Origin of the sequence: Marinobacter sp. (assembly GCF_041984545.1) — a bacterium.
Lineage (GTDB): Bacteria > Pseudomonadota > Gammaproteobacteria > Pseudomonadales > Oleiphilaceae > Marinobacter.
This window is the reverse complement of record NZ_JBHIXV010000004.1, coordinates 24,213-45,983: the sequence shown is the minus strand read 5'-3', so window position 1 is coordinate 45,983 and position 21,771 is coordinate 24,213. Positions and strand designations below refer to the sequence as shown.

At 58.7% G+C, this 21,771-nt stretch carries 18 protein-coding genes; 4 read left to right on the top strand and 14 right to left on the bottom strand.

Annotated elements, in window-relative coordinates:
- Window positions 1-127: 127 nt before the first annotated feature.
- The 3 genes from ACFC20_RS02860 to ACFC20_RS02850 all read left to right on the top strand — a co-directional run bounded on the left by ACFC20_RS02860 (window position 128) and on the right by ACFC20_RS02850 (window position 4,262).
- Window positions 128-2,326, top strand: a complete 2,199-nt coding sequence (locus ACFC20_RS02860; RefSeq protein ID WP_375191672.1) for a hypothetical protein — start codon at window positions 128-130, stop codon at window positions 2,324-2,326.
- 85 nt (window positions 2,327-2,411) lie between these two features.
- A complete protein-coding gene (locus tag ACFC20_RS02855; RefSeq protein ID WP_375191671.1) occupies window positions 2,412-3,347 on the top strand; it encodes a glucosaminidase domain-containing protein in 936 nt (311 codons plus the stop codon).
- A gap of 12 nt (window positions 3,348-3,359) precedes the next feature.
- Window positions 3,360-4,262 carry an acyltransferase gene (locus ACFC20_RS02850; protein ID WP_375191670.1) on the top strand — a complete coding sequence of 301 codons (903 nt, stop codon included), beginning with the start codon at window positions 3,360-3,362 and terminating at the stop codon, window positions 4,260-4,262.
- 8 nt (window positions 4,263-4,270) lie between these two features.
- On the opposite strand, the gene ACFC20_RS02845 is transcribed toward ACFC20_RS02850, so the two are convergent.
- From ACFC20_RS02845 to zapE, 5 genes are all read right to left on the bottom strand, one after another.
- Window positions 4,271-6,961 (bottom strand): LuxR C-terminal-related transcriptional regulator, encoded by a 2,691-nt coding sequence (locus ACFC20_RS02845; protein ID WP_375191669.1) that lies wholly within the window; start codon window positions 6,959-6,961, stop codon window positions 4,271-4,273.
- A gap of 223 nt (window positions 6,962-7,184) precedes the next feature.
- Complete coding sequence (locus tag ACFC20_RS02840; RefSeq protein ID WP_375191668.1) at window positions 7,185-8,546, bottom strand: DUF1329 domain-containing protein; 1,362 nt, start codon at window positions 8,544-8,546, stop codon at window positions 7,185-7,187.
- 33 nt (window positions 8,547-8,579) lie between these two features.
- Complete coding sequence (locus ACFC20_RS02835; protein WP_375191667.1) at window positions 8,580-10,481, bottom strand: DUF1302 domain-containing protein; 1,902 nt, start codon at window positions 10,479-10,481, stop codon at window positions 8,580-8,582.
- Window positions 10,482-11,062: 581 nt separating this feature from the next.
- Window positions 11,063-12,247: a thiolase family protein gene (locus tag ACFC20_RS02830; protein WP_375191666.1), complete on the bottom strand. Its 1,185-nt coding sequence runs from the start codon at window positions 12,245-12,247 to the stop codon at window positions 11,063-11,065.
- Window positions 12,248-12,418: 171 nt separating this feature from the next.
- Window positions 12,419-13,516 (bottom strand): cell division protein ZapE, encoded by a 1,098-nt coding sequence (gene zapE / locus ACFC20_RS02825; protein WP_375191760.1) that lies wholly within the window; start codon window positions 13,514-13,516, stop codon window positions 12,419-12,421.
- A gap of 232 nt (window positions 13,517-13,748) precedes the next feature.
- Here zapE and ACFC20_RS02820 point away from each other — a divergent pair, with 232 nt between their 5' ends.
- Window positions 13,749-14,189: a YhcB family protein gene (locus ACFC20_RS02820; RefSeq protein WP_375191665.1), complete on the top strand. Its 441-nt coding sequence runs from the start codon at window positions 13,749-13,751 to the stop codon at window positions 14,187-14,189.
- Window positions 14,190-14,485: 296 nt separating this feature from the next.
- On the opposite strand, the gene ACFC20_RS02815 is transcribed toward ACFC20_RS02820, so the two are convergent.
- The 9 genes from ACFC20_RS02815 to mlaD form a co-directional block, all read right to left on the bottom strand.
- Window positions 14,486-15,229 (bottom strand): Nif3-like dinuclear metal center hexameric protein, encoded by a 744-nt coding sequence (locus tag ACFC20_RS02815; RefSeq protein WP_375191664.1) that lies wholly within the window; start codon window positions 15,227-15,229, stop codon window positions 14,486-14,488.
- A 165-nt stretch (window positions 15,230-15,394) separates the two neighbouring features.
- The gene (gene hisC / locus ACFC20_RS02810; protein ID WP_375191663.1) at window positions 15,395-16,447 is read right to left on the bottom strand and encodes a histidinol-phosphate transaminase; all 1,053 of its coding nucleotides are present in this window, start codon (window positions 16,445-16,447) and stop codon (window positions 15,395-15,397) included.
- A 191-nt stretch (window positions 16,448-16,638) separates the two neighbouring features.
- The gene (gene hisD / locus ACFC20_RS02805) at window positions 16,639-17,943 is read right to left on the bottom strand and encodes a histidinol dehydrogenase (protein ID WP_375183465.1); all 1,305 of its coding nucleotides are present in this window, start codon (window positions 17,941-17,943) and stop codon (window positions 16,639-16,641) included.
- Between the two features lie 24 nt (window positions 17,944-17,967).
- Window positions 17,968-18,615 carry an ATP phosphoribosyltransferase gene (gene hisG, locus ACFC20_RS02800; RefSeq protein ID WP_091986646.1) on the bottom strand — a complete coding sequence of 216 codons (648 nt, stop codon included), beginning with the start codon at window positions 18,613-18,615 and terminating at the stop codon, window positions 17,968-17,970.
- A gap of 39 nt (window positions 18,616-18,654) precedes the next feature.
- The gene (gene murA / locus ACFC20_RS02795) at window positions 18,655-19,917 is read right to left on the bottom strand and encodes a UDP-N-acetylglucosamine 1-carboxyvinyltransferase (RefSeq protein ID WP_375191662.1); all 1,263 of its coding nucleotides are present in this window, start codon (window positions 19,915-19,917) and stop codon (window positions 18,655-18,657) included.
- 28 nt (window positions 19,918-19,945) lie between these two features.
- On the bottom strand, window positions 19,946-20,188 hold the full coding sequence (locus ACFC20_RS02790; RefSeq protein WP_091986651.1) for a BolA family protein: 243 nt from the start codon (window positions 20,186-20,188) through the stop codon (window positions 19,946-19,948).
- A gap of 105 nt (window positions 20,189-20,293) precedes the next feature.
- Window positions 20,294-20,626 (bottom strand): lipid asymmetry maintenance protein MlaB, encoded by a 333-nt coding sequence (locus ACFC20_RS02785; protein WP_375191661.1) that lies wholly within the window; start codon window positions 20,624-20,626, stop codon window positions 20,294-20,296.
- Window positions 20,623-21,276 (bottom strand): phospholipid-binding protein MlaC, encoded by a 654-nt coding sequence (locus tag ACFC20_RS02780; RefSeq protein ID WP_375191660.1) that lies wholly within the window; start codon window positions 21,274-21,276, stop codon window positions 20,623-20,625. The genes ACFC20_RS02785 and ACFC20_RS02780 overlap by 4 nt, the downstream gene beginning before the upstream one ends.
- A 33-nt stretch (window positions 21,277-21,309) precedes the next feature.
- Window positions 21,310-21,759: an outer membrane lipid asymmetry maintenance protein MlaD gene (gene mlaD / locus ACFC20_RS02775; RefSeq protein WP_375191659.1), complete on the bottom strand. Its 450-nt coding sequence runs from the start codon at window positions 21,757-21,759 to the stop codon at window positions 21,310-21,312.
- Window positions 21,760-21,771 lie beyond the last annotated feature (12 nt).

Genomic DNA, 21,771 nt, shown 5'->3' with positions numbered 1-21,771 from the left:
AACCGGGCGCCCTCTTTCCGCCTACCACCAGCCTGACCCTCTCCGCCCTTTGTGCTTCTCCTCACGCTTTCCCTGATTGACCACTGCTAGACTGACGGCCTGTATTTCCTGCACGGACAGCTCAGGCATGCGACTCTCTCTCGGTTTACTCCTCTCGTCCACACTTCTACTGGCAGCCGGATGCGGCAGCGGCGAAGACGCTGTGGAGGGTGCCCGGAACGAGCCCAATGATTTCGGAAGCAGTAAAAACCCCGCCAACAACTTCAGCTCCGGAAGCACCGGTGACTCCAACAACACCAGTGGCCTGGCGCGCAATGAGGTGAGGATTACCATGGAGGTGCCTGCCGGGGTGACAACCGAGGGCACGCCAACCCGAAGAAACCTGAGAATTGTCCAGCCCGACAGGGTGAGTGTTTACTTTACCAATACGGCCCTGCAAAACCTGGGCGAGCCGGACATCGAAACCCGCACCGACGACCAGGGTTTTACCGTTATCGAGTTCACTCAGGGGCTGCCCCTGGGCCCGAACGTGGTGATCGAAGCCAGCTTTGGCAACACCGTGATGCGTGCGCTGGCCGCCGATGCCGATCGCGATATCAAAGTGAATCCGTTCTCCGAATATCTGGTACGAAATACACTTGCCCGCTACACCAGCACAGAGTTTCAGGGCATTCTGGATTGCGTGAACGACGCCGGCGGCGAGCTGTGCCTGAACAAGTATGTGTGGTCGACGCTCGCCGACCAGGTTCACGATTTCGAGATTGAGATTCCCTCGAACCTGGGGCTCTCCGGTGCCCTGGACCTCCTGGACGCGCGCGGGGATTTTGCACGCTACGTCAGCGCCATGGCCGACTACGCGCTCCTCGATGAGAATTCTGCCGGAAAGATCAGTGCCAGCTCGGCCGATTACAACTCGGTATTCCTCGGGATCGAGCTGGGCCAGACGTTCCTCGAACCCTCGATCAGCGGCTCTGGCCAGTGGGGCATCCGAACAGCACAGGAGGAAGTGCTTACCGATGCCAACGGTACCGGCTATGTCTATCCCGCCCTGACACTGACGAGCTTCGACACCTTTGGAATCCGTGTCACCTCCCTGGCCAACGACATTCCCTACGATCGCGAGGCTCTGATCCATGAGCAGGGCAACAATTTCTACCTCAGGGGCTCCGAGCGCTGGGAGCGCAATACTCACTCCTCGTCCCCGGGTGCGGCAACCTTGCTGAGCGATACCCGCCTGCTGGCTGGCCGGGCCCTGTTCCAGAGCATCACCGGCAGGGGCAGCTCCACCATCATCGGCTGGACCCGCAACCCTTACTATCTTGACGCCTTCACCACCGTGCCGCCAGACAATACCACGGGCCCGGACCGCGTTATCAGCGGCTATTTTACCGCAGGCAAGGCGATTGAGTTGCAAGCCGTGGGCGAGCGTCTCGAGCGCCTAAGCACGCTCGAAGATCACTATATGTCCGTCCTGGAAATCAACCTGCTCAGGGAGGACGGTTTCAACGCCGACATTTTCGACAATCGAGACTATAACGTGGTGTACCTGAGTTCCCGATTCAGCGAAACGGCAACGCCCCAGGCGGTGGAAAGCGGGTTCGGCACCTGGCAAATCGATTGGCAGGACAACTCCGGGACCGTGGCCCAGGCGCAGCAGGTCACCACTGTACGGCGTGATTCCTCGGGTGCAGTTACCAGCGACAACACCGGCACCCGGACCCAGCCCTGGACACTCAGCAGTCGTACAGCCCGGCTCAGTAATGGCAACCGCGATATTGGCCGCCTGAACCTCGACATCAGCACACCCTCCAGCACCCCTTCCGGCGATCTGGAGCAGCCCGACCTGGGAGTTGGCGCCAGCACGCCCGATGGCAGCCTGCTGGCGTTCAATCTGGATGACAGCGGCTTTGGAGACGGCTTGCTGATCGCGGGCGAGCAGACCAGCAACAGCGCACCCACCGGCGGGCAGTTCCGCCTTCAGGGCTTGGCACTGGGCCTGGCGCCAGACACCAATCGCCTCAGGCATTTCGATAATGCCCTGCTGAGCATCGACTCGGACACTCGGGCAACGCTGTCGCCGGTTACGCTGAACAGCACGCATGATGTCGCCAATGAGACGGTGACAACTCCGAATCTGGTGGAGCAATCCGATGTCAGTCTGACTTACGATGGCGCCCTCGGCGGCGGTCAGGTCAGATTCACATCTGGCTCACTGACAATGGAAGGGTTCTATACGGCCAGTCAGGACCAATTCTACCTCAGATACCGCACCACGGTTGGCGATGAGGAACAGATCGGCCTGGTCCTCGCGACGCGGCTACCCTAAGGAAATGCCCGGCCTGAGCCAAGACGGATACTCGCCCGTATAACCTGTTATAATTATTGCCATATCGGCTTTAACGAGAGGTTTTATGTCTGCAGGTAAACGGGCGTTTGTACTTCTGGTACCCCTGATTGCATTTGCTATCGGTGGCGGTTTTTACGTGCCTGACGCCAGCCTTGCCCAACGACAATCCGACAACACCGGCTCTGAGCCGGCTTTATCATCACTCCCCCCGCTGCCAGACTGGGCCAACGAGCCATTGCCGGACTTTTCCCAGTACCAGGACACCACCCAGAAGAAAGCGGAGTTTTTCTCTTTCCTCTATCCGAGGATTGTTCTGGCCAACTCCCGCATTCTTATTGAACGCGATTATCTGGACAGTCTCGCCAACAAGGACGAACTGACCGAAAAAGAATACGACTGGCTGGCGCAGCAGGCCGAACGCCTCCGGGTGGATGCGGAACCGGGCAGCAAAGAACAGTTCGCCTTACTGCACAAACGTCTGGATGTCATTCCGCCTTCGCTGATCCTCGCCCAGGCCGCCAACGAATCCGCCTGGGGCACGTCTCGCTTCGCCACCCAGGGCAACAACCTGTTCGGGCAGTGGTGCTTCTCCAAAGGCTGCGGCCTAGTGCCCCGGGGCCGCGAAGAGGGCGCCAGCCACGAGGTGGCCAAATTCTCCTCGCCCTATCGCTCGGTGCGCGCCTACATCCAGAATCTCAACCGTCATCCCACCTACCAGCTGTTGCGGGATGTGCGACTCAAGGATCGGAAAAATGAGGAACCCCTGTCGGGCATCGAACTGGCGGAAGGCCTGCTTGGCTATTCCGAAAGAGGCGAAGAATACGTAGAAGAGATCCGGGCCATGATTCATTACAACAACCTGGAGTTCTACGACGATGATTTTCGTAGCGTGGTCCGAAACCTGAAGCCTGGCAGCCTGCAACAACTGGCCTCAACACAAGCGGAAACCCAGCTCTTGCCCGGCCAGTCTTCACTGAGCGCCACTCCTAACGAAGGATAGAGATTCTCCCAGATGCTCGATTTTCTGCCCGCGCCGCTAAAGGGAACCCTGGCGGCCCTGCTGATCCTGTGTAACACATTAATTCTCTTCCCTGTTCTGATGGTGTTCGCGATAGTGAAACTGGCGTTACCCTTTACGCCCGTGCGCAAGGCCTGCACCGTTATTCTCAACAACATTGCATGGGTCTGGATCGGCTTTAACAACCTGCTCATGGACCTGCTGCATCGGGTAGCCTGGGATGTTAGGGGCGCCGACAACCTCAGCCGCCAGCACTGGTATTTCGTAACCTGCAATCACCAGAGCTGGGCCGACATTCCCGCTATCCAGTATGTGCTCAACAGTCGCATCCCACTGCTGAAGTTCTTTCTGAAGAAACAGCTGATCTGGGTTCCCTTTCTGGGCATCGCCTGGTGGGCACTGGATTTTCCCTTCATGCATCGCCACACCAAAGAACAAATCGCCAGGCGCCCTGAGCTGAAAGGCAAGGATGTGGCGGCTACTCAGGCGGCCTGCGAGAAGTTTCGTTATACCCCCGTAACCATCTTCAATTTCATGGAAGGCACGCGGTTCACCCAGGAGAAACACGACCGCCAGAATTCACCTTACCGAAACTTGCTGAAACCCAGGGCCGGCGGCACCGCGTTTGTACTGGGCGCCATGGGTGAGATGATTCACACCATGCTGGATGTCACCATCGTATATCCGGACGGCAAGGCGGGGTTCTGGGATTATCTGTGTGGACGAATCCGGCGCATCATCATTGATATCCGGGTACGGGAGATACCGGGCGAATTCCTCGGCATGGACTACGAGAACAACCGGGAAACTCGGGTTGCGTTCCAGCGTTGGGTAAGCCAGATCTGGGCTGAAAAAGATAACCGGATAGAAGCACTCAAGGCCGAATCGCCGGCCTGATCATAACGCTACAGGAGCCCGAGCTCCCGGGCTTTTACGATGGCCTGTGTCCGGGACTTCACCTCCAGCTTGGCATTGATACGCCGGGCGTGTGTCTTCACCGTATGCAGTGAAATATGCAGCTTATCGGCAATTTCCTGATTCGAGAGCCCCTTGGCGATCAGCTCCAGAACACCCTGCTCCCGCTCACTGATGGGTTCAGGCAGGGACTCGGCACCCAGCGTCGCCTCCTGCAGTTCAAAAAGACCGCCCAGCGCGCTCTTGAATGGCCCTTCGGGCAGCAGGCCAAAGGTCTTTTCCATCACTTCCTGCAGCTCGCTCCGTAATTCCACAAAGGGGCTGATGAAGTGTTCACGGGCAGCCTCGGCCACTGCTGCCTGCAGGGCCTTCTGAGCGGCCGTTGTACCCTTTTCATCCAGGAGGATGACCGATTCCAGCAAGCGCATGTGCAGCTCCACGCCCCGTGGAATAACACCCTCGTAGCGATCGCGAATACCCTGAAGGATCTTCCTTGCGCGAATCAGGTCGCCCTTCGCCATATCAACGCGCACCTGAAGGCAATCCAGCAGCCCCGGCATCATGGGGAACAGTTCGGGAACGCAGCCGGCTTCTCGATATGGCGCCAGTTTCTGCACCGCCTGCTCGGCGCTGTCGATCTGATTCTGAGACAGCCAGCAGTTGGCCTTGAGCGCTTCAAGAACCGGCAAGAACAGGGATTCGTCCACCTGCCAGGCGTGCATGGTACGCTCCGCCCGGCCAATCCAGACAAAGGCGTCCTCAACCCGGCCCTGGGCACGACACATCAGAACCCGGATAGTCATTGCCAGCAACAGGCCCAGATCCCGGGTCTGCTCCGCATGACGGCCGCAGGTTACCAAAAGGCGATCCGCCTCCGCTTCCCGCCCCTGATGCCATAGCACCAGGGCAAGATTCAGCTGAAGCCGGGTTTCACCAATCCGCGCCGGACGTGCCAACTCCTGCATCGTGGTGTCCAGACCCGTGCGAAGCAATTGCTCGGCGTGCTTGAGTGCACCCTTTCCCAGTTCAATCCGCGCATGGGCATACACCGCCAGCGCCTCCGAACCGGAATCTCCAGCTTCCCGAGCCAGTTTTGACGCTATCCGGTTCGCTTCCCGGGCTTCCTGAAAGCGCCCGAGGGCGCACAGCGCACTTGACCGCACCATCTGGGTCACCAGCTGGCCCTGGGGGCTCATCTCGCCCCCGGCCATCGCCCGGTCTGCCATCGCCAGTGCCGGGCCAACACTGCCCTCACCCCGCAGGATAAACGCCCGAAGCGCGGCGATTCGGGCAGCCTGAGACTCCGCATCCTCTGCCGACAGACCTTCAATGAGCGCGCGGGCCTGCCGGAACTGACCACCGATCGCGTGCACCCAGCTGTAAACAATCTTCAGGCGCACACTGCGCTCGAGCAGTTGCGCCGGCAAGCTCTTGCGGAGCCGGAGCAAAGAGGCGGTATCCTGACCCAGCAGCAAAGCCTCCGACCCTTCTGAGGCAATCTGGATGACCTCATCTGCGTCACCGGCGAGCAGCGCGTACTTGAGCGCTTCCGGAAACTGGTCACGTGCGCCGAACCATCGACTTGCCCGCAGCATTCGTTCTGCGTATCCCGCCATCGCGGGTGATTGCAGCCACTCCTGAAGTAGCGGGTTCAACCGGTACCAGCGCCCGCGACCGGGCATGGACCTCAATGGCAACCCCTTTTCCAGGGCCTGCGATGGCAAAAGGCCGACCTCCGGCAACAGGGGCGCCAGTGCCAGGAAAAGCTCATCCGAACACAGTTCGAGTTCCGCTATGCCTCGCATGGAACGGATCTGGCCCGGCGTGAGCTGGCCAAGCACCGACTCCTTGAGAAATCGTTCAACACAGGGCGTTTCCTGAATCGGCTTTCGTTCAAGGTTCCGGAAAACCTCACGACGATACAGAGCCAGTGGTGTGGCCCAGCCCTCTGTCCTGTCATACAGGCTATCAACAGCCACGCTGGTGATCTGACTGCTCTCGGTCGCTGATCGGAAGAAGTCAAAGGTTTCCGAGCGGGAAAATTCCAGGGCGTCGACACCAATGCGCGTAAACCGGTTGTCCAGCTCGAGGCTGTGGGTCTCAAAGGGCAGCGCTTTGCGGGAAATCAAGACAACGGAACAGCCCGAGGGGCAATCGCAGACCAGTTGCTGGAGCACATCAACAACGGCGGGGTTGGTCAGGTTCTGCAGATTATCCAGAACCAGCACCTTCGGCTGTTGCCCGCCACTGCGAGCCATGGCCATCAACATCAGGGAGAGCAGGTCCGAGAAGCTTGCGCCGCCCTGGGCGCCCTGCTCGAGGGTTTCCGGCAAATTCAGGGCAATGGAAAGTAGCGTGAGAAAACGCGAGGGGGCATTATCCTGGGCATTCAGGGAAATCCAGCGAACCTGCTCCTCGGGTACATCAGAGGCGTCGAGAGCACTGACCAGGCTGTGAGATTTGCCGTAGCCACAGGGGGCCTCCAGAAAAAGCACACCTCTGGAGCTCAGAGCGTCGGCAATTTTCTGATCCAGCCTGGGGCGTTTCAGTGCATCGGACGGAATGCGGGGAACCTGAACCCTCTGGCTCAATAGATCCCGGACCAATTCACCCCGCTGAAGACCGCCGTTTGCTGACTGGAACTCGTCGTTGGCTGCACAGCCATCATTCAATGGTTTCACGCACTGCCCCTTTCAATCCGTAACGGGCATCCTGTCCCCGTCGGAAAAGTGGTTCTTAACAGGCTCTTCAATATGGCGACCGACATCGGGTACGCCTTTAGTATGAGTGAGAGGTTAAACCAATTGAGGGGTGGGCTGCAAAATTTTGACGTGAAAGGATTTTATAGCGCGATAAAAAAACGGCGGACCCGAAGGTCCGCCGTTTGTTCCGTTCCAGCCCGGTTTACCGGGTACCGGCACGACGCAGAGCGGCGGGGGTGTAATCCCGTGAGCGACGCTCAACACCGAAGGTGTATGGCTCTTCTTCCTCGTTGGTCAGGCCCAGAGCCAGATAACGACCGGACAGCAGATCGTACAGGACTTCGATGGCGTACCAGGGAACCACCTGATCGTAGAACTGCATAGCGTGGGCTTCCGCCACCCGCCAGAGCTCGCCACGACCGTCATAGTGGTCGATGACCGCGGCTTGCCAGGAGTCTTCGTCAATATAGAAGTCACGCTGGGCATAGATGTGGCGCTCACCTTTCTTGAGGGTTGCACGCACATGCCATACACGGTGCAGTTCGTAGCGGGTGAAGTCCTGATTGATATGACCGGCCTTGATGATCTGGTCGTAGGTCAGGCTCGGATCAACCAACTTGTAGGAGTTGTACGGGATGTACATTTCCTTCTTGCCGATCAACTCCCAGTTGTAACGATCCGGCGCTCCGTTATACATGTCGAAGTTATCAGAGGTCCGCATGCCATCCGAAGCAGTACCAGGGCCGTCGTAGGCGACCTGGGGTGCCCGGCGAACGCGACGCTGGCCGGCATTGTATACCCACGCACGACGCGGCTCGGCAACCTGATCAATGGTCTCGTGCACCAGCAGCACGTTACCGGCCAGACGCGCCGGAGCGGTGATCGCCTGCTTGAAGTAGAACAGCACGTTCGGGTCCATGCCCGGCTCAAAGTCTTCCAGGTAGGTTCTCCAGGTCAGTTCGTCCTGGAATTTAACCACCGAGAAGTCACCGCTCTCGGTCGGCGTTACCTGACCGACGTTACGCATGACCGAACCGCCGCGATAGCGTGTAATGTGGTTCCAGATCGCTTCCAGACCGTTCTGGGGAATCGGGAACGGCGTGGCCGACTTGTAATTGCCCAGACCGTTACCGTTCTTGATCAGTTCCACCTCGGTGGCGTTTTCCATGGTCTGCTGCATGACAGGCTCTGGATACGCAGCCGAGCGGTGCGTCTCATAGACCGGCATGAAGTAGTCATCGTAACGCTTGATCATGGCAACCTGACCAGGCGACAGGTTGTCGGCGTACTGGTCGACGTTGCTCTGATCGATTGTGAACTTCGGCTTTTCGTTGGGGTACGGGTTCACATAAACGCCGTCGCCCTTGTAGTTGGCCGGAGGTGTAGTCAGACCGCCTGTCCAGGCAGGAATCGCACCACCGTTACCGGCCTTCTCGGCCCCCATCGGTGTCAGCGAATTGCCCAGCTTGGCCGCTTCTTCAGCAGAAACCGCACCCCAGGCCTGGCCCACAAACATGCTTGCTGCGAGAACGCCTGAGGCCAGTAGTTTCTTGTTCAGTTTCATTTAAATTACCTCGTTAAACGAATTCTTTCCGGTTCAGAATGAGTAGGAAATGCTGGCACTCACGAAATCACGGTCAGTCAACTCGTTGTACGGCTTGCCGCCGAAAAAGTTTGTATAACCGATCTCACCGGTAATCTTGTTCTGGTATACGGCTTCCAGAGACAGGCCGATGGCTTTACTGCCCTCATTGAAAGCGCCGCCTGGCTGCGGGCTGTAACCTTGCACATCATGACTCCAGGCAAGCTGAGGAAATAGATTTACGCCGGAAAACGCATCAAGATAACTCCATACGAAGCGGCTACGGTAACCCCAGGAGAAGTCGGTTGTGAAGCCTTCGTTGTTACAGTAGTTTGTGTTGATATTGGCTCCAGCTCTACAGAAATCCCCTGTGAAATTCGAGCCCGAAACCGGCAGAGTCCCGATACCGAAAGTGCCTGAGCGGCCATAACGCGCCTCGTTGTAATCTGGCAGGTCGTGGACGTACGTCGCTCCAAACTCGGTAATCAAAGACAGGCGACTGGCTCCCATAACCTGGTCAAAGAACTTGATGAGGGTGAACTGCGCCTGAGACACGTTGAAGCGATCGTAGCCTGCAACCGGCTTACCAGCGAGGTTCGCACCATTGGTCTCAGCCAGACGCTGGCGCTCGAGATCACTCAGGATTTCACCGTTCGGCCCGCGCTGCTGAAGACCACCGAAGATCAGCTCAAAGGCGTTCCACTGCAGCGGCACGTTGTCACGGAAGCTGTACTCGGCGCCCAGTGACCAGCCACCGGGGGTGGTGGTGTTGATGCTGATGCCGTACAGGTTGATGTTTTCCGGATACTCGATGAAGTAGCTCGGGAAAGTGGACGGCGGCAGATTCGGATCGCTCTGCTGGTTGGTACCCGGATTCGACGGGTTGTTTACCAGACCACTGACATACGGCAGACGGCTGTTGTACTTGATATAATAAAAACCCAGTTCCGAGTCGTTGAGCTCTGGTACAAACCAGCGCACGGCTACACCGAACTGATCCTTGGCATCAGCTTCCTGGTCACCCAGACGCGGGGCGATGAAGCCCTGGGCGAATGCCTGGGAATCCGGCAGTTGGCCAGCCAGCAGCACAGGGCCACAACCGTCAGCAGCAAAATCGTTTGTGGAGAAGAATGTACCGCAGTAATCTGGACGAACAGGCGCCCAATCGGCCTGAACAAAGGTCTCAACGGTGACATTCTCACTAACGCCTGCCGACATGTAGAACATCTCAACCGGCAACAAAGCGTCTTTCAGCTCGGAGCCCGGGGCCCGGAATGCGGGCACGTCCACCGGGTTGATGACGTTTATACCGCCCTGAATGAAGGTACTTTCACCCCAGCTCAGTACCTGCTTACCATAGCGAATACTGACTGGAACACTACCGAAGTACCAGTCAGAAAAAACGTAGGCATCCAGTATCTCTGCCCCAGACGCGTAGTCCTTGGCCTCTTCATTGAGTTCCCGGCGCTGGCCCACAAAGTCAACGGCGCGATTTTCATCTTTCAATTCAAAATCGTACCAGTAACGTCCCCGCAACAGACCGCCCACACGGGTGAGATAGGTGCTGTCAACGTTGTAGTTAAGGTAGAGCTCACTGTTGCCTTTCACAATCTTGGAGTAGGTTTCGCCACTCTCGAAGTTCAGGTTGCCGTCGTCGTAGTTGTTGGCGGAGGCACCAATGTTGGCAAGGGGTTGGCCGGGTGTGTATTGCGGGCCAAGGTTACCTTGGCCAATCAGTCGCTTGTCACGATCTTCTACCCGCCAGCCGGCACCGGCAGACAGGGTGGTGTTGAACTGGGCTTCAACGTCTCCCAGATAAAACGATAGTGCGGATGCTTGGCCGGACATACCGGCTGCAACTGCCACGGCCAGCGGTAACTTGGTCCAACGCTGCCATTGATGTGTTTTTCTTGTCATTGGAAGGCTACTCCATTGTTGTTCTGAGTCGCTGCTCTGATTATTGGTGTTCACGATGTATTGGAGGCTTCATGCACAGTGCTCGTGATGTTGGCACTATAGCTAACGCCCTGTGGCGCTTTGATCAGTCAAAAGTATGATTTTGCTCTCACACCCCTGTTACCGCCGGGTTTCGTCGCACAAAATCACTATAGACAACAAAATTGGATGCAACCACTTTGGTTTTTGTGGTTTTTTCGCGATTCTGATGGTCGTCCCAGGTTGGGCGAAGCGCCGAGGGGATGAATGTTTCTCCGGGAACCGCTACGAGCACATCCATGTGCGCTTGACGTCGGCCATCCTTGGCCGCCGACATTCCCGGAGAAACATTCATCCCCTCGGCGCCAGGCCAATGAGTTCGCTTTCAACGGATCATGCGAGACGCGAAAAGGATTATCGGGGACGCCTACTCAAAGGTATGACTGGCAGGGGCGGGAGCCCTTCCCGGAACTGTCGGCAGCATGGATGCTGCCGTCAAGCGTACAGGGACGTATTTACAGCGTGTTTCGGGAAGGGCTCCCGCCCCTGCCACACACCGAGATTTAGAGCATCTCGATGGCCATGGCCGTGGCTTCGCCGCCACCGATGCAGAGTGCGGCAACGCCTTTCTTCTTGCCGTAGCGCTGGAGGGCGTACATCAGGGTAACCAGAAGGCGTGAGCCGGTGGAGCCGACCGGGTGGCCCTGGGCACAGGCGCCGCCGTGGATGTTGACCTTCTCCGGATCCAGGCCCAGTTCACGGATCGGCATCATGGCGACCATGGCGAAGGCCTCGTTGATCTCGAACAGGTCAACGTCGTCTTTGCTCCACCCGGTTTTGGCAAACAGGGTTTCAATGGCACCGACCGGGGCACAGGTGAACTCGGACGGGTGCTGGGACTGAGTGCTGTGGCCGACGATCCGGGCCAGTGGCTTGAGGCCACGCTTCTCGGCCTCGGATTCGCGCATCAGGACCAGCGCGGAAGCGCCGTCCGAAATGGAGGAAGCGTTGGCGGCCGTCACGGTGCCGTCTTTGGCAAAGGCCGGACGCAAGGTCGGGATCTTCTCGATGTTGGCGTTGTGGGGCTGCTCGTCGTCTTCAACCACCACCTCTCCCTTCCGGGTCTTGACGGTCACCGGAATGATTTCGTCCTTCAGCAGGCCTTCTTCGATGGCTTTTTTGGCGCGGGTCAGGGAGCGGATGGCATATTCGTCCATCTCCTCGCGGGTATAGCCCTTCTTGTCAGCCATTTCCTGGGCAAAAGCGCCCATCAGACGACCGGTCTCGGCATCTTCCAGGCCGTCCAGAAACATGTGGTCCTGCGGCGCCTGGCCAGGCCCCATGCGGTAGCCGCTGCGAACGCCCTGCAGAACATAGGGCGCGTTGGACATACTTTCCATGCCGCCGGCAACCATGATGTCGTTGCTGCCGGCCTTGATCAGGTCGTGAGCGAACATGGCGGCCTTCATGCCGGAGCCGCAAAGCTTGTTGATCGTGGTGGCGCCGGTATGGTCCGGAAGTCCGGCCTTGCGCATGGCCTGGCGGGCCGGGCCCTGTTTCAGCCCCGCGGGCAGCACGTTGCCCATGATCACTTCCTGAACGTCAGCCGGCTGAAGACCTGCACGCTTGACGGCCTCGGCGATGGTAATGGCACCCAGGTCGGGGGCGGTAACGCTCGCCAGGCTGCCCTGGAAGCCTCCCATGGGCGTGCGTACGCCGCTTACGATCACTACGTTGTCACTGCTCATCGTTGGTTCTCTCTTTTTGATTGTGTGGTAGTTGCTTGTCGGATTACGCTTCGCTAATCCGACCTACGGGTTGTGCGGGCCTTTTGGTTTCTTGTCGGGTTACGCTTCGCTAACCCGACCTACGGGTTGTGTAGTTGTAGGTCGGATTAGCGCAGCGTAATCCGACATCACTCAGGGTTTATGGGGTGCTTCGAGGTATTCCCGGGACTGCATTTCCAGCAACCGGGATTCGGTGCGCTCGAATTCAAAGCCCAGTCGGCCACCGGCATAGAGCTCGGTGATGGGCGCCGCAGCCGAGATAATGACCTTGACGTTGCGGTCATAGAACTCGTCAATCATGTTGATGAACCGGCGGGCCTGATCGTCCTTTTCATTCCCCAGCACCGGCACATTGCTGACGATGATGGCGTGGAACTGCCGTGCCATTTCTATGTAATCGTTCTGGCTTCGGGGGCCGTCGCACACGTCCTTGAAGTCGAACCAGACCACGTCGTCCGCATGAGCCTGGGCAGGAATCTTGCGGCCATTGATCTCCATGGTCTTGCTGTGTTTACCGGCTTCTACCGCCAGGGCATCAAAGCTCTTGCGCAGGCTGACATCGGCTTCTTCGTCCAGCGGCGAATGGAACAGCTCAGCCTGCTCAAGGGTACGAAGCCGGTAATCCACCCCGCCATCAACGTTCACCACCTCGGTGTGCTTTTTAACCAGATCAATGGCCGGCAGAAAGCGTGCGCGCTGCAAGCCATCTTTGTAGAGGCCGTCGGGCACAATGTTGGAGGTACACACCAGGGTGACGCCCCGGCTGAACAGGCCGTCCATCAGGGTGGCGAGGATCATGGCGTCGCCGATGTCGGAGACAAAGAATTCATCGAAGCAGATCACCCGGGTTTCATCGGCAAACTTCTTCGACACCAGCTCCAGAGGGTTCTTTTCGCCCTTGAGGCTTTTCAGTTCGTTATGGACACGCTGCATGAACCGGTGAAAGTGAACCCGCATCTTGCGGTCAAACGGCAGAGATTCGTAGAACGTGTCCATGAGGTAGGTTTTGCCTCGGCCCACCCCGCCCCAAAAGTAGAGGCCTTTGATCGGCTCCTCGCGCCCTTTGCTCAGTTTGCGGCGCAGCTTGGCCATGGGCTTGTTACGATCCCTTTCGGCTTCCACGAGTTTGTCGTACAGTGACTGCAGGCGTTTGACGGCATCTTCCTGGGCTGCGTCCTTCTGGAAATCCGGGCGTTCAAGATCCTTCTGGTAACGTTGCCAGGGGGTCAGGTTCGCACTGGTTTCGGAGGACATCGCAGCTGTCATCAAGAAGTTCCCGGAGGTTGGTGGTGAATTTGGGCGCCGTATTGTCTCGCATTTGGCGATTTTTCGCCACGTTGGGCACTGACAGGAGCAATACGACGATAGGCGCAACCGGCAATCATGGGATGATGGAGCCCGGGGCGTTATACTCGTGGTACTGGAGCTTGGCTCACTTCTAGGTAAAAGGACGACACAGCATATGACTAACCTGATTCTGGCAGCGATTGCCGCTTTGGTTGTTGGCATTGTCATCGGGGTATTTGTTGGCCGTTCCGGTCAGGGAACGACGCTCCGGCAGCGCCGGGCGGAACAGCAGATTGAGGAACTGAGAAGCGAGTACACCCGCTACCAGGCCCAGGTGAATGAGCATTTCATGGAGTCGGCCCATCTGCTGCGTCGGTTCAATGATGCCTACCGGGATGTGAACCAGCATATGGCACGCGGTGCGAATCGTCTGTGTAACGACGAGGAGTGGATGGAGGAATTGGCTCAGGAAACCTCCAAGAAGCGCCTGGAAGAGGTGCGCGAGGACGCCGCCGAGCCACCTCGGGACTATGCTCCGAAGACTGACCCCAAAGCTGCCGGCACTTTGGCTGAGGATTTCGGACTCAAGAAGGGTGACAAGGCTCAGCAGGCCTGATTTTTACCTTCAACTGGCGAGCATGCTCTCTGCAGGACTGATGGTTTCGGGGAAGGATCTGGGCCGGCACCCCTTTCCGGGAACCGCTACGAGCACATCCATGTGCGCTTGACGCCGGCCGTCCTTGGCCGGCGACATTCCCGGAAAGGGGTGCCGGCCCAGATCCACTATTCCTTGTGCAATTCTCAGCAAACACAAACCTGAAAGGCACTCCTTCTGACGCACCACCCTCCTCTGGACTATCTCAAATCTCGATAAGCTCGTCGGCGAATGACGGGCTCAACCCAGGCACCTCGCTAAACCGGGTTATCGCAGTCAATAAATTTGTGAATCACTCCAAACTCTTCTGCTAATGCCCTGCCGAGCGCCTGGACACCATAACGCTCTGTCGCATGATGGCCAGCAGCGTAGTAGTGGATACCGCACTCCCTGGCGGTATGGGTCGTCGGTTCGGAGATCTCGCCGCTGATGTAAGCATCCAGTCCGGCATCCAGAGCGTTGTTGATGAATCCCTGGGCCGCGCCGGTGCACCACCCTACTCGCTTGATCATCGATGGGCCCTCGCCCACCCACAGCGGTTCGCGATGGAGCTGTTCGGCGATGTGCCGACCGAATGCCTCCGGCGACATAGGTTCTGCCAGTTCGCCTTCCCATACCAGACCGCCCAGCGGTCGCGCATTCCGGATATCCAGAACGTCGGCCAGTTGGCGGTTGTTGCCATACTCCGGGTGGTCGTCCAGCGGCAGGTGGTAGGCCACCAGATTGATGTCGTTATCCAGAAGCTGTTTCAGGCGCTCGCGCTTCATGCCCTGAATGCGCTGGTCCTCGCCTTTCCAGAAATAGCCGTGGTGCACCAGAATCATGTCGGCGTTCGCGTCAATGGCGGCTTCGATGAGAGCTTTGGAGGCAGTTACTCCGGAGATGATGGTTTTTACGTCGGATTTGCCCTCTACTTGCAGTCCGTTGGGGCAGTAATCCTGGAAATTCTCTGGCTGAAGCCATTCATTAATTCTGTTGAGTATTTCCGTTCTTTTCGCCATAAGGTTGCGCTCCTGACTATCCTGAGGTTACCGGATGAGCGGGACAGGCACCTCTTTCCGGGAATGTCGCCGGCCATGGACGGCCGGCGTCAAGCGCACATGGATGTGCTCGTAGCGGTTCCCGGAAAGAGGTGCCTGTCCCGCTCTACCCGCCAAACCAGAAGGCTAGAGGGAATCTAGATCGTTGATCAGAGCATCGTTCTGGTCACTCGTACCAATCGTAATTCGCAGAAAATCGCTGATTCTGGGTTTGTTGAAGTGCCGAACGATAATGCCCTGCTCCCGAAGTCCTCGAGCCAAAGCCTCGCCGGACTGTTCTTTGTGCCGGGCAAAGATGAAGTTCGCCTTCGACGGTAACACCTCAAAGCCCAGATTTTCGAGGGCGGCAGTCACCCGCTCACGCTCGGAAATCACGCCCTCGCAGCACTTGCGAAACCAGGCCTCGTCTTCATAGGCGGCCTTGGCGCCGGCCAGCGCCAGGCGATCCAGCGGGTAGCTGTTGAAGCTGTTCTTGACTCGATTCAGAGCCTCAATCAGATCCGGGTGCCCAACAGCGAAGCCGACTCGCAGGCCGGCCAGAGAGCGGGCCTTGGAGAGGGTCTGGGAGACCAGCAGATTCGGGTACTTGTCCACCAGGGTAATGGCCGTTTTACCGCCGAAATCGATGTAGGCCTCGTCGACCACCACCACGCGATCCGGGTTGGCCGCCAGAATCTCTTCAACGTGCTCCAACCCCAGATACCGGCCGGTAGGCGCGTTCGGGTTGGGGAAGATCACGCCCCCATTGGGCTGTGTGAAGTCCGCCGGATTGATTTCGAAGCTGTCGGTGAGTGCCACCACCTTGCTCGGAATCCCATAGAGGCCGCAGTACACCGGATAGAAGCTGTAGGTGATGTCTGGAAACAGAATCGGCTCGCCGTGCTGAAACAGGCCGTAGAAGATGTGCGCCAACACTTCGTCCGAGCCATTGCCCAGGAAGACCTGGTTTGGCTGAATGCCGTGGTAGGTGGCGATAGTCTGGCGCAGGCTTTCGCCTTCCGGGTCCGGATAGAGGCGCAGGCTGTCGTTCAATTCCGCCTGGATGGCTTCGATGACCTTGGGTGATGGGCCGAACGGGTTTTCGTTGGTGTTCAGCTTTACCAGTTTGGCCATTTTGGGCTGCTCGCCCGGGACGTATGGAACCAGGTCTTTGACTAAGGGGCTCCAGAACTTGCTCATGTTTTGCTCCGAGTTGACGGCAGCTGGGAGAAGCTTTGCCCGGGAAACGCTACGAGCACATCCATGTGCGCTTGGCGCCGGCCATCCATGGCCGACGACATTCCCGGGCAAAGCCTCTCCCATCTGCCTGCGTAGATCAGAGATACAGTCCGTAGGTCGGATTAGGCAAAGCCGTAATCCGACAACCGCCGCTAGCCTTTAACGCGATACTCCGCCGACCGGGCGTGGGCCGTTAACCCCTCGCCTCTCGCCAGAACCGACGCCACGCGACCCATCCGGTCCGCACCCGCGGCGCTGAAGCCGATGATGGAGGACCGCTTCTGGAAGTCGTAAACGCCCAGTGGCGAGGAGAATCGAGCCGTGCCGCTGGTGGGCAGCACGTGGTTCGGGCCAGCACAGTAGTCACCCAGGGCTTCGGCGGTGTACCGACCCATGAAGATGGCGCCGGCGTGGCGGATGTCCTCGAGCAGGGCCTCAGGATTTTCCACGGAAAGCTCCAGGTGCTCGGGGGCAATCCGGTTGGAGACAGCAGCCGCTTCTTTCAGGTCGGCCACCTGGATCAGGGCGGCTCGGTCAGTCACGGAGGTGCGGATGATGTCGGCGCGCTCCATGGTCGGCAGCAGTTTGTTGATACTCGCTTCCACCGAATCCAGGAACGCCGCATCCGGGCTGATCAGGACGGACTGGGCCTGTTCGTCGTGTTCGGCCTGGGAGAACAGGTCCATGGCGATCCAGTCCGGGTCGGTCTTGCCGTCGCAGATCACCAGGATCTCCGAGGGGCCGGCGATCATGTCGATGCCGACCACGCCAAAGACTTCCCGCTTGGCAGTAGCCACGAAGATGTTGCCCGGGCCCACGATCTTGTCGACCGCCGGAATGGTCTCGGTGCCGTAGGCCAGCGCGGCAACCGCCTGGGCGCCACCCACGGTGAATACCCGGTCAACGCCGGCGATGGCGGCCGCGGCCAGTACCATGTCGTTCACCACGCCATCCGGTGTGGGCACCACCATGATGACTTCGCTCACACCAGCCACTTTTGCCGGAATGGCGTTCATCAATACCGAGGAGGGGTACGCCGCCTTGCCGCCGGGCACGTACAGACCGGCGCGATCCAGCGGCGTTACCTTCTGCCCCAGCACGGTGCCGTCCTGGTCCTCGTACTGCCAGGAGGTCTGGTTCTGCCGTTCGTGGTAGTCGCGAATCCGGTCGGCGGCTTTTTCAAGCGCCACCCGCTGGTCTTGGGGAATCGCTTCCAGCGCCTGCTGTAACCGGCCCTGATCCATTTCCAGCTCGGCCACGGAGCCGACCTTCAGGCGGTCGAACTTCTCGGTAAATTCCAGAACCGCCTGATCACCCCGGGTTTTCACTTCATGCAGGATATGACGCACCGACTCGTTCACCTGATGATCAACGCTGTCGTCCCAGGCCAGCAGTCTGGCCAGGGCGCGGTCGAAGTCACTTTGTGAGGCGTTCAGTCGTTTGATGCTTACGGTCATATCTCTCATCCTGTAAACAGGGCTCTATTGCGGCTCTCGTCGTTTCTCAACGGCTGCCGACATCTTTTCGATTATGGGGTTAATCCGGGCGTGTTTCATCTTCATGGACGCGCGATTAACCACCAGCCTGCTGCTGATGTGCTCAATCAGCTCCCGGGCCTCCAGACCGTTGGCCTTGAGGGTGTTACCGGTGTCCACGATGTCGACGATTTCATCCGCGAGCCCCAGGATCGGTGCCAGCTCCATCGCGCCGTAGAGCTTGATGATGTCCGCCTGGCGGCCCTGGGCCGAATAATAACGACGAGCCAGGTTCACGAATTTGGTCGCCACCTTGATACGACCGGCAGGCGGGGTCTGGTTCTTCGGCCCGGCAGTCATCAACCGGCACCGGGAGATGTTGAGATCCAGCGGCTCGTAAAGCCCCTCGCCACCATGCTCCATCAGAACATCCTTGCCGGTCACGCCCAGATCGGCGCCACCGTACTGAACGTAGGTGGGTACGTCGGTGGCCCGCAGGATTAGCACCCTCACCTGAGGGTCGGTGGTCGGGAACACCAGCTTGCGGGATTTCTTGACGTCGTCGACCAGCTCGATGCCGGCCTCCGCCAGCAACGGCAGGGTTTCCTCCAGGATTCGTCCCTTCGACAAGGCGATGGTGATGGAATCTGTCATCAGTTCTTCCGGTTTCCCTGTAATGTCTGGTTGGGTGCCTCAGGCCGGCAGTCGGCGGATGCTGGCGCCCAGCAGCTGAAGCTTCTCTTCAATGCACTCGTAACCACGGTCGATGTGGTAGATGCGATCGACGATGGTGTCGCCGTCGGCTACCAGGCCGGCAATCACCAGGCTGGCTGACGCCCGCAGGTCAGTGGCCATCACCGGTGCACCGGTCAGGTGGCCCACACCCTTGATGATAGCGGCGTTGCCTTCCAGGGTGATGTCTGCGCCCATGCGGATCAGTTCCTGCAGGTGCATGAAGCGATTCTCGAACACCGTCTCGACAATGGTTCCGGAGCCTTCCGCCACCGCATTCATGGCGGCGAACTGGGCCTGCATGTCGGTCGGGAACGCCGGATACGGGGCCGTACGCAGGCTCACTGCTTTCGGGCGGTTGCCTTTCATGTCCAGCTCGATCCAGTCGGCGCCTGTACTGATGTGTGCGCCGGCCTCTTCCAGCTTGAGCAGCACCGCTTCGAGCAGGTCTTCTCGGGTGTCTTTGAGCTTGACCCGGCCGCCAGTGGCGGCGGCGGCCACCAGATAGGTACCGGTTTCAACACGGTCCGGCAGCACGTTGTAGTGGCAGCCGTGCAGCCGCTCAACGCCGTTGATCTCGATGGTGGCGGTGCCGTGGCCCTTGATGTCGGCGCCCATGGCAATCAGGCACTCTGCCAGATCCACCACTTCCGGCTCACGGGCAGCGTTTTCGAGAATGGTTTTACCATCAGCGAGGGCCGCGGCCATCATCAGGTTCTCGGTGCCGGTAACGGTGACCGTGTCCAGGAAGATGTGGGCGCCCTTGAGGCGACCGTTGGTCTTCGCCTTGATGTAGCCGTTCTCAACCTTGATATCCGCGCCCATCATTTCCAGGCCGTGGATGTGCAGGTTCACTGGCCGGCTGCCGATGGCACAGCCACCGGGAAGGGACACTTCCGCCTCACCGAAGTGCGCGACCAGTGGACCCAGCACCAGAATGGAGGCGCGCATGGTTTTCACCAGCTCGTAGGGCGCGTGGAAATGCTTGATGGTGTTGGCGTGGATCTCCACGCTCATTTTCTCATCAATCATCAGCTCCACGCCCATGCGGCCGAGCAGCTCGATCATGGTGGTGATGTCGTTCAGGTGCGGCAGGTTACCGACGGTCACCGGCTCGTCCGCGAGCAGGGTTGCTGCCAGGATTGGCAGCGCGGCGTTCTTGGCACCGGAAATCCGGATTTCACCATCCAGGGGCTTGCGGCCCCTGATCAGAAGTTTGTCCACAATGAATATCCTGTCTTGTTCGGGCGTTTCAGCCCTGGCGATCTGCCCATTCGGCCGGCGTGAAGGCGCGCGGGTGAAGTGCGTGGATTGTGCCATCCATTACCTGCTGGAACAGCGCCTTGTTGATCAGCTGCTGGCGCTTGATGGTGGATAGCCCTTCAAACACATCGCCCACAACAACAACCAGATAATGGGTACCGTCAACCTGTACCTGCACGTCGCAGTCAGGAAAGGATTCCTTGACCAGCTCGGTGACTTGGTTGGCATCCATAGAAAAACCTCGGGTGTTTGGAAATCAGGGGCGAGATTGTAACCAATTACGGCGCCCGGGTCAGCTTTACCATGCAGTAATGCGGGGCGTCGAAACCCTGAGCTTTCAGTGAGTGGGGATCTCGGATCCCGGTGCAAAACCGGGCAACTCATCTTCCAGATTACTGAGGGCGGCCAGTGACGCCAGCCTGTCGCTGACACCGCGGAAAGACAGTTCGATACTGCGCCCTGCCGCCAGCCGGCGCCAACACAATAGAAGCGACAGAACGACGCTGTGGGCGTTCTCCAGAGCCCCCAGGTCTACCGTCAGCGCCCGGGAACAACTGGCAATCAGCGCGTCGCCCTGTCTGCGCAGGGCGACAACGCTGTCGAAGTCCACATAGCCCGAGACCACCAGAACACCGTCTGACAGCCGGGCCAGCGGCGCGGACTGACTCATGATTTGTCCACTTCCTGCTCCAGGTTGAGGGACTGGACAGCGTCGCTCCAGCCGTCGATCACCGCCTGGATCCTGCCGCGGTTCTCTTCCATTTCCTGGCTGAAACGGTCGCGGAAAGCCAGACCAATGTTCACGCCCTCAACGATCACGTTCTCCATCATCCACTGGCCGCTGTCGGTCTTGTACATGGAATAGGTCACCGGGTAGCGGTTACCCGACGCTGTGACCACTTCCATCTGCACGGAGGCCCGGCCGCTGTCCTGTGGATTGATGGTAGCGCCCTGCACATTGATCTTGAATTCCTCGGCACTGACCAGCGCCTGGGCGTAACTGTCAAACAGGCTGCGCTTGAACTTGACCACGAACTCGTCGCGCTGCTCGGGAGTCGTCTGCCGCGCGTACCGGCCCATCACCCGGGCGGCAATCCGCCGGAAATCAACAAAATCCGACAGCGCCTCGTCCATTTTCCGGTAAAAGGCTTCCGGATCCTTTTCGTACAGACCGCGCTCACGATTGAGCTTGTCCACCAGACTCTGGGTGTTGGTATCCACATATTCGCGCAGGTCTTCGGCTTCGCCGGCGTGGGCGGCCGATGCCAGGAACAGGGCCAACACCAGGCCCAGCAGCGTGTGGATTCTGAAAACAAACATCCCGATCTCCTGTGTAGTCTTTTCCGGCCGGTATCAACGACCCGATGCGAAGTTACTGATCAGCCGCTCAAGGTTCATGGCCGACTGGGTTGAGTAGAAGGTGTCGCCCTCTTTCAGGGAGTCCATATCCGCGCCAATGGAGATATCAATGTACTGCTCCCCCAGCAGGCCGGATGTACGTATAACTGCGGAACTGTCGGCGGGAATGTTATCCACGTTCGAATCGATGGACATCGTCACCCGGGCCTGAAAGGTATCCTTGTCGAGGGCGATGGACTCGATGGTGCCCACCGTGACACCCGCCATGGACACCCTGCCGCGCGGCGTCAGGCCGCCGGTGTCGTTGAAGTTGGCGTAAATGGTATAGGTGTCACCGGCAGACTTGGGCGACAGCCCGCTTACCTGTAACGCCAGGAACAGCAGCGCTGCACAGCCTGCAATCATGAACAGGCCAACAATGATTTCAGTGGTTCTCTGTGCCATTTCCGGCTCCGT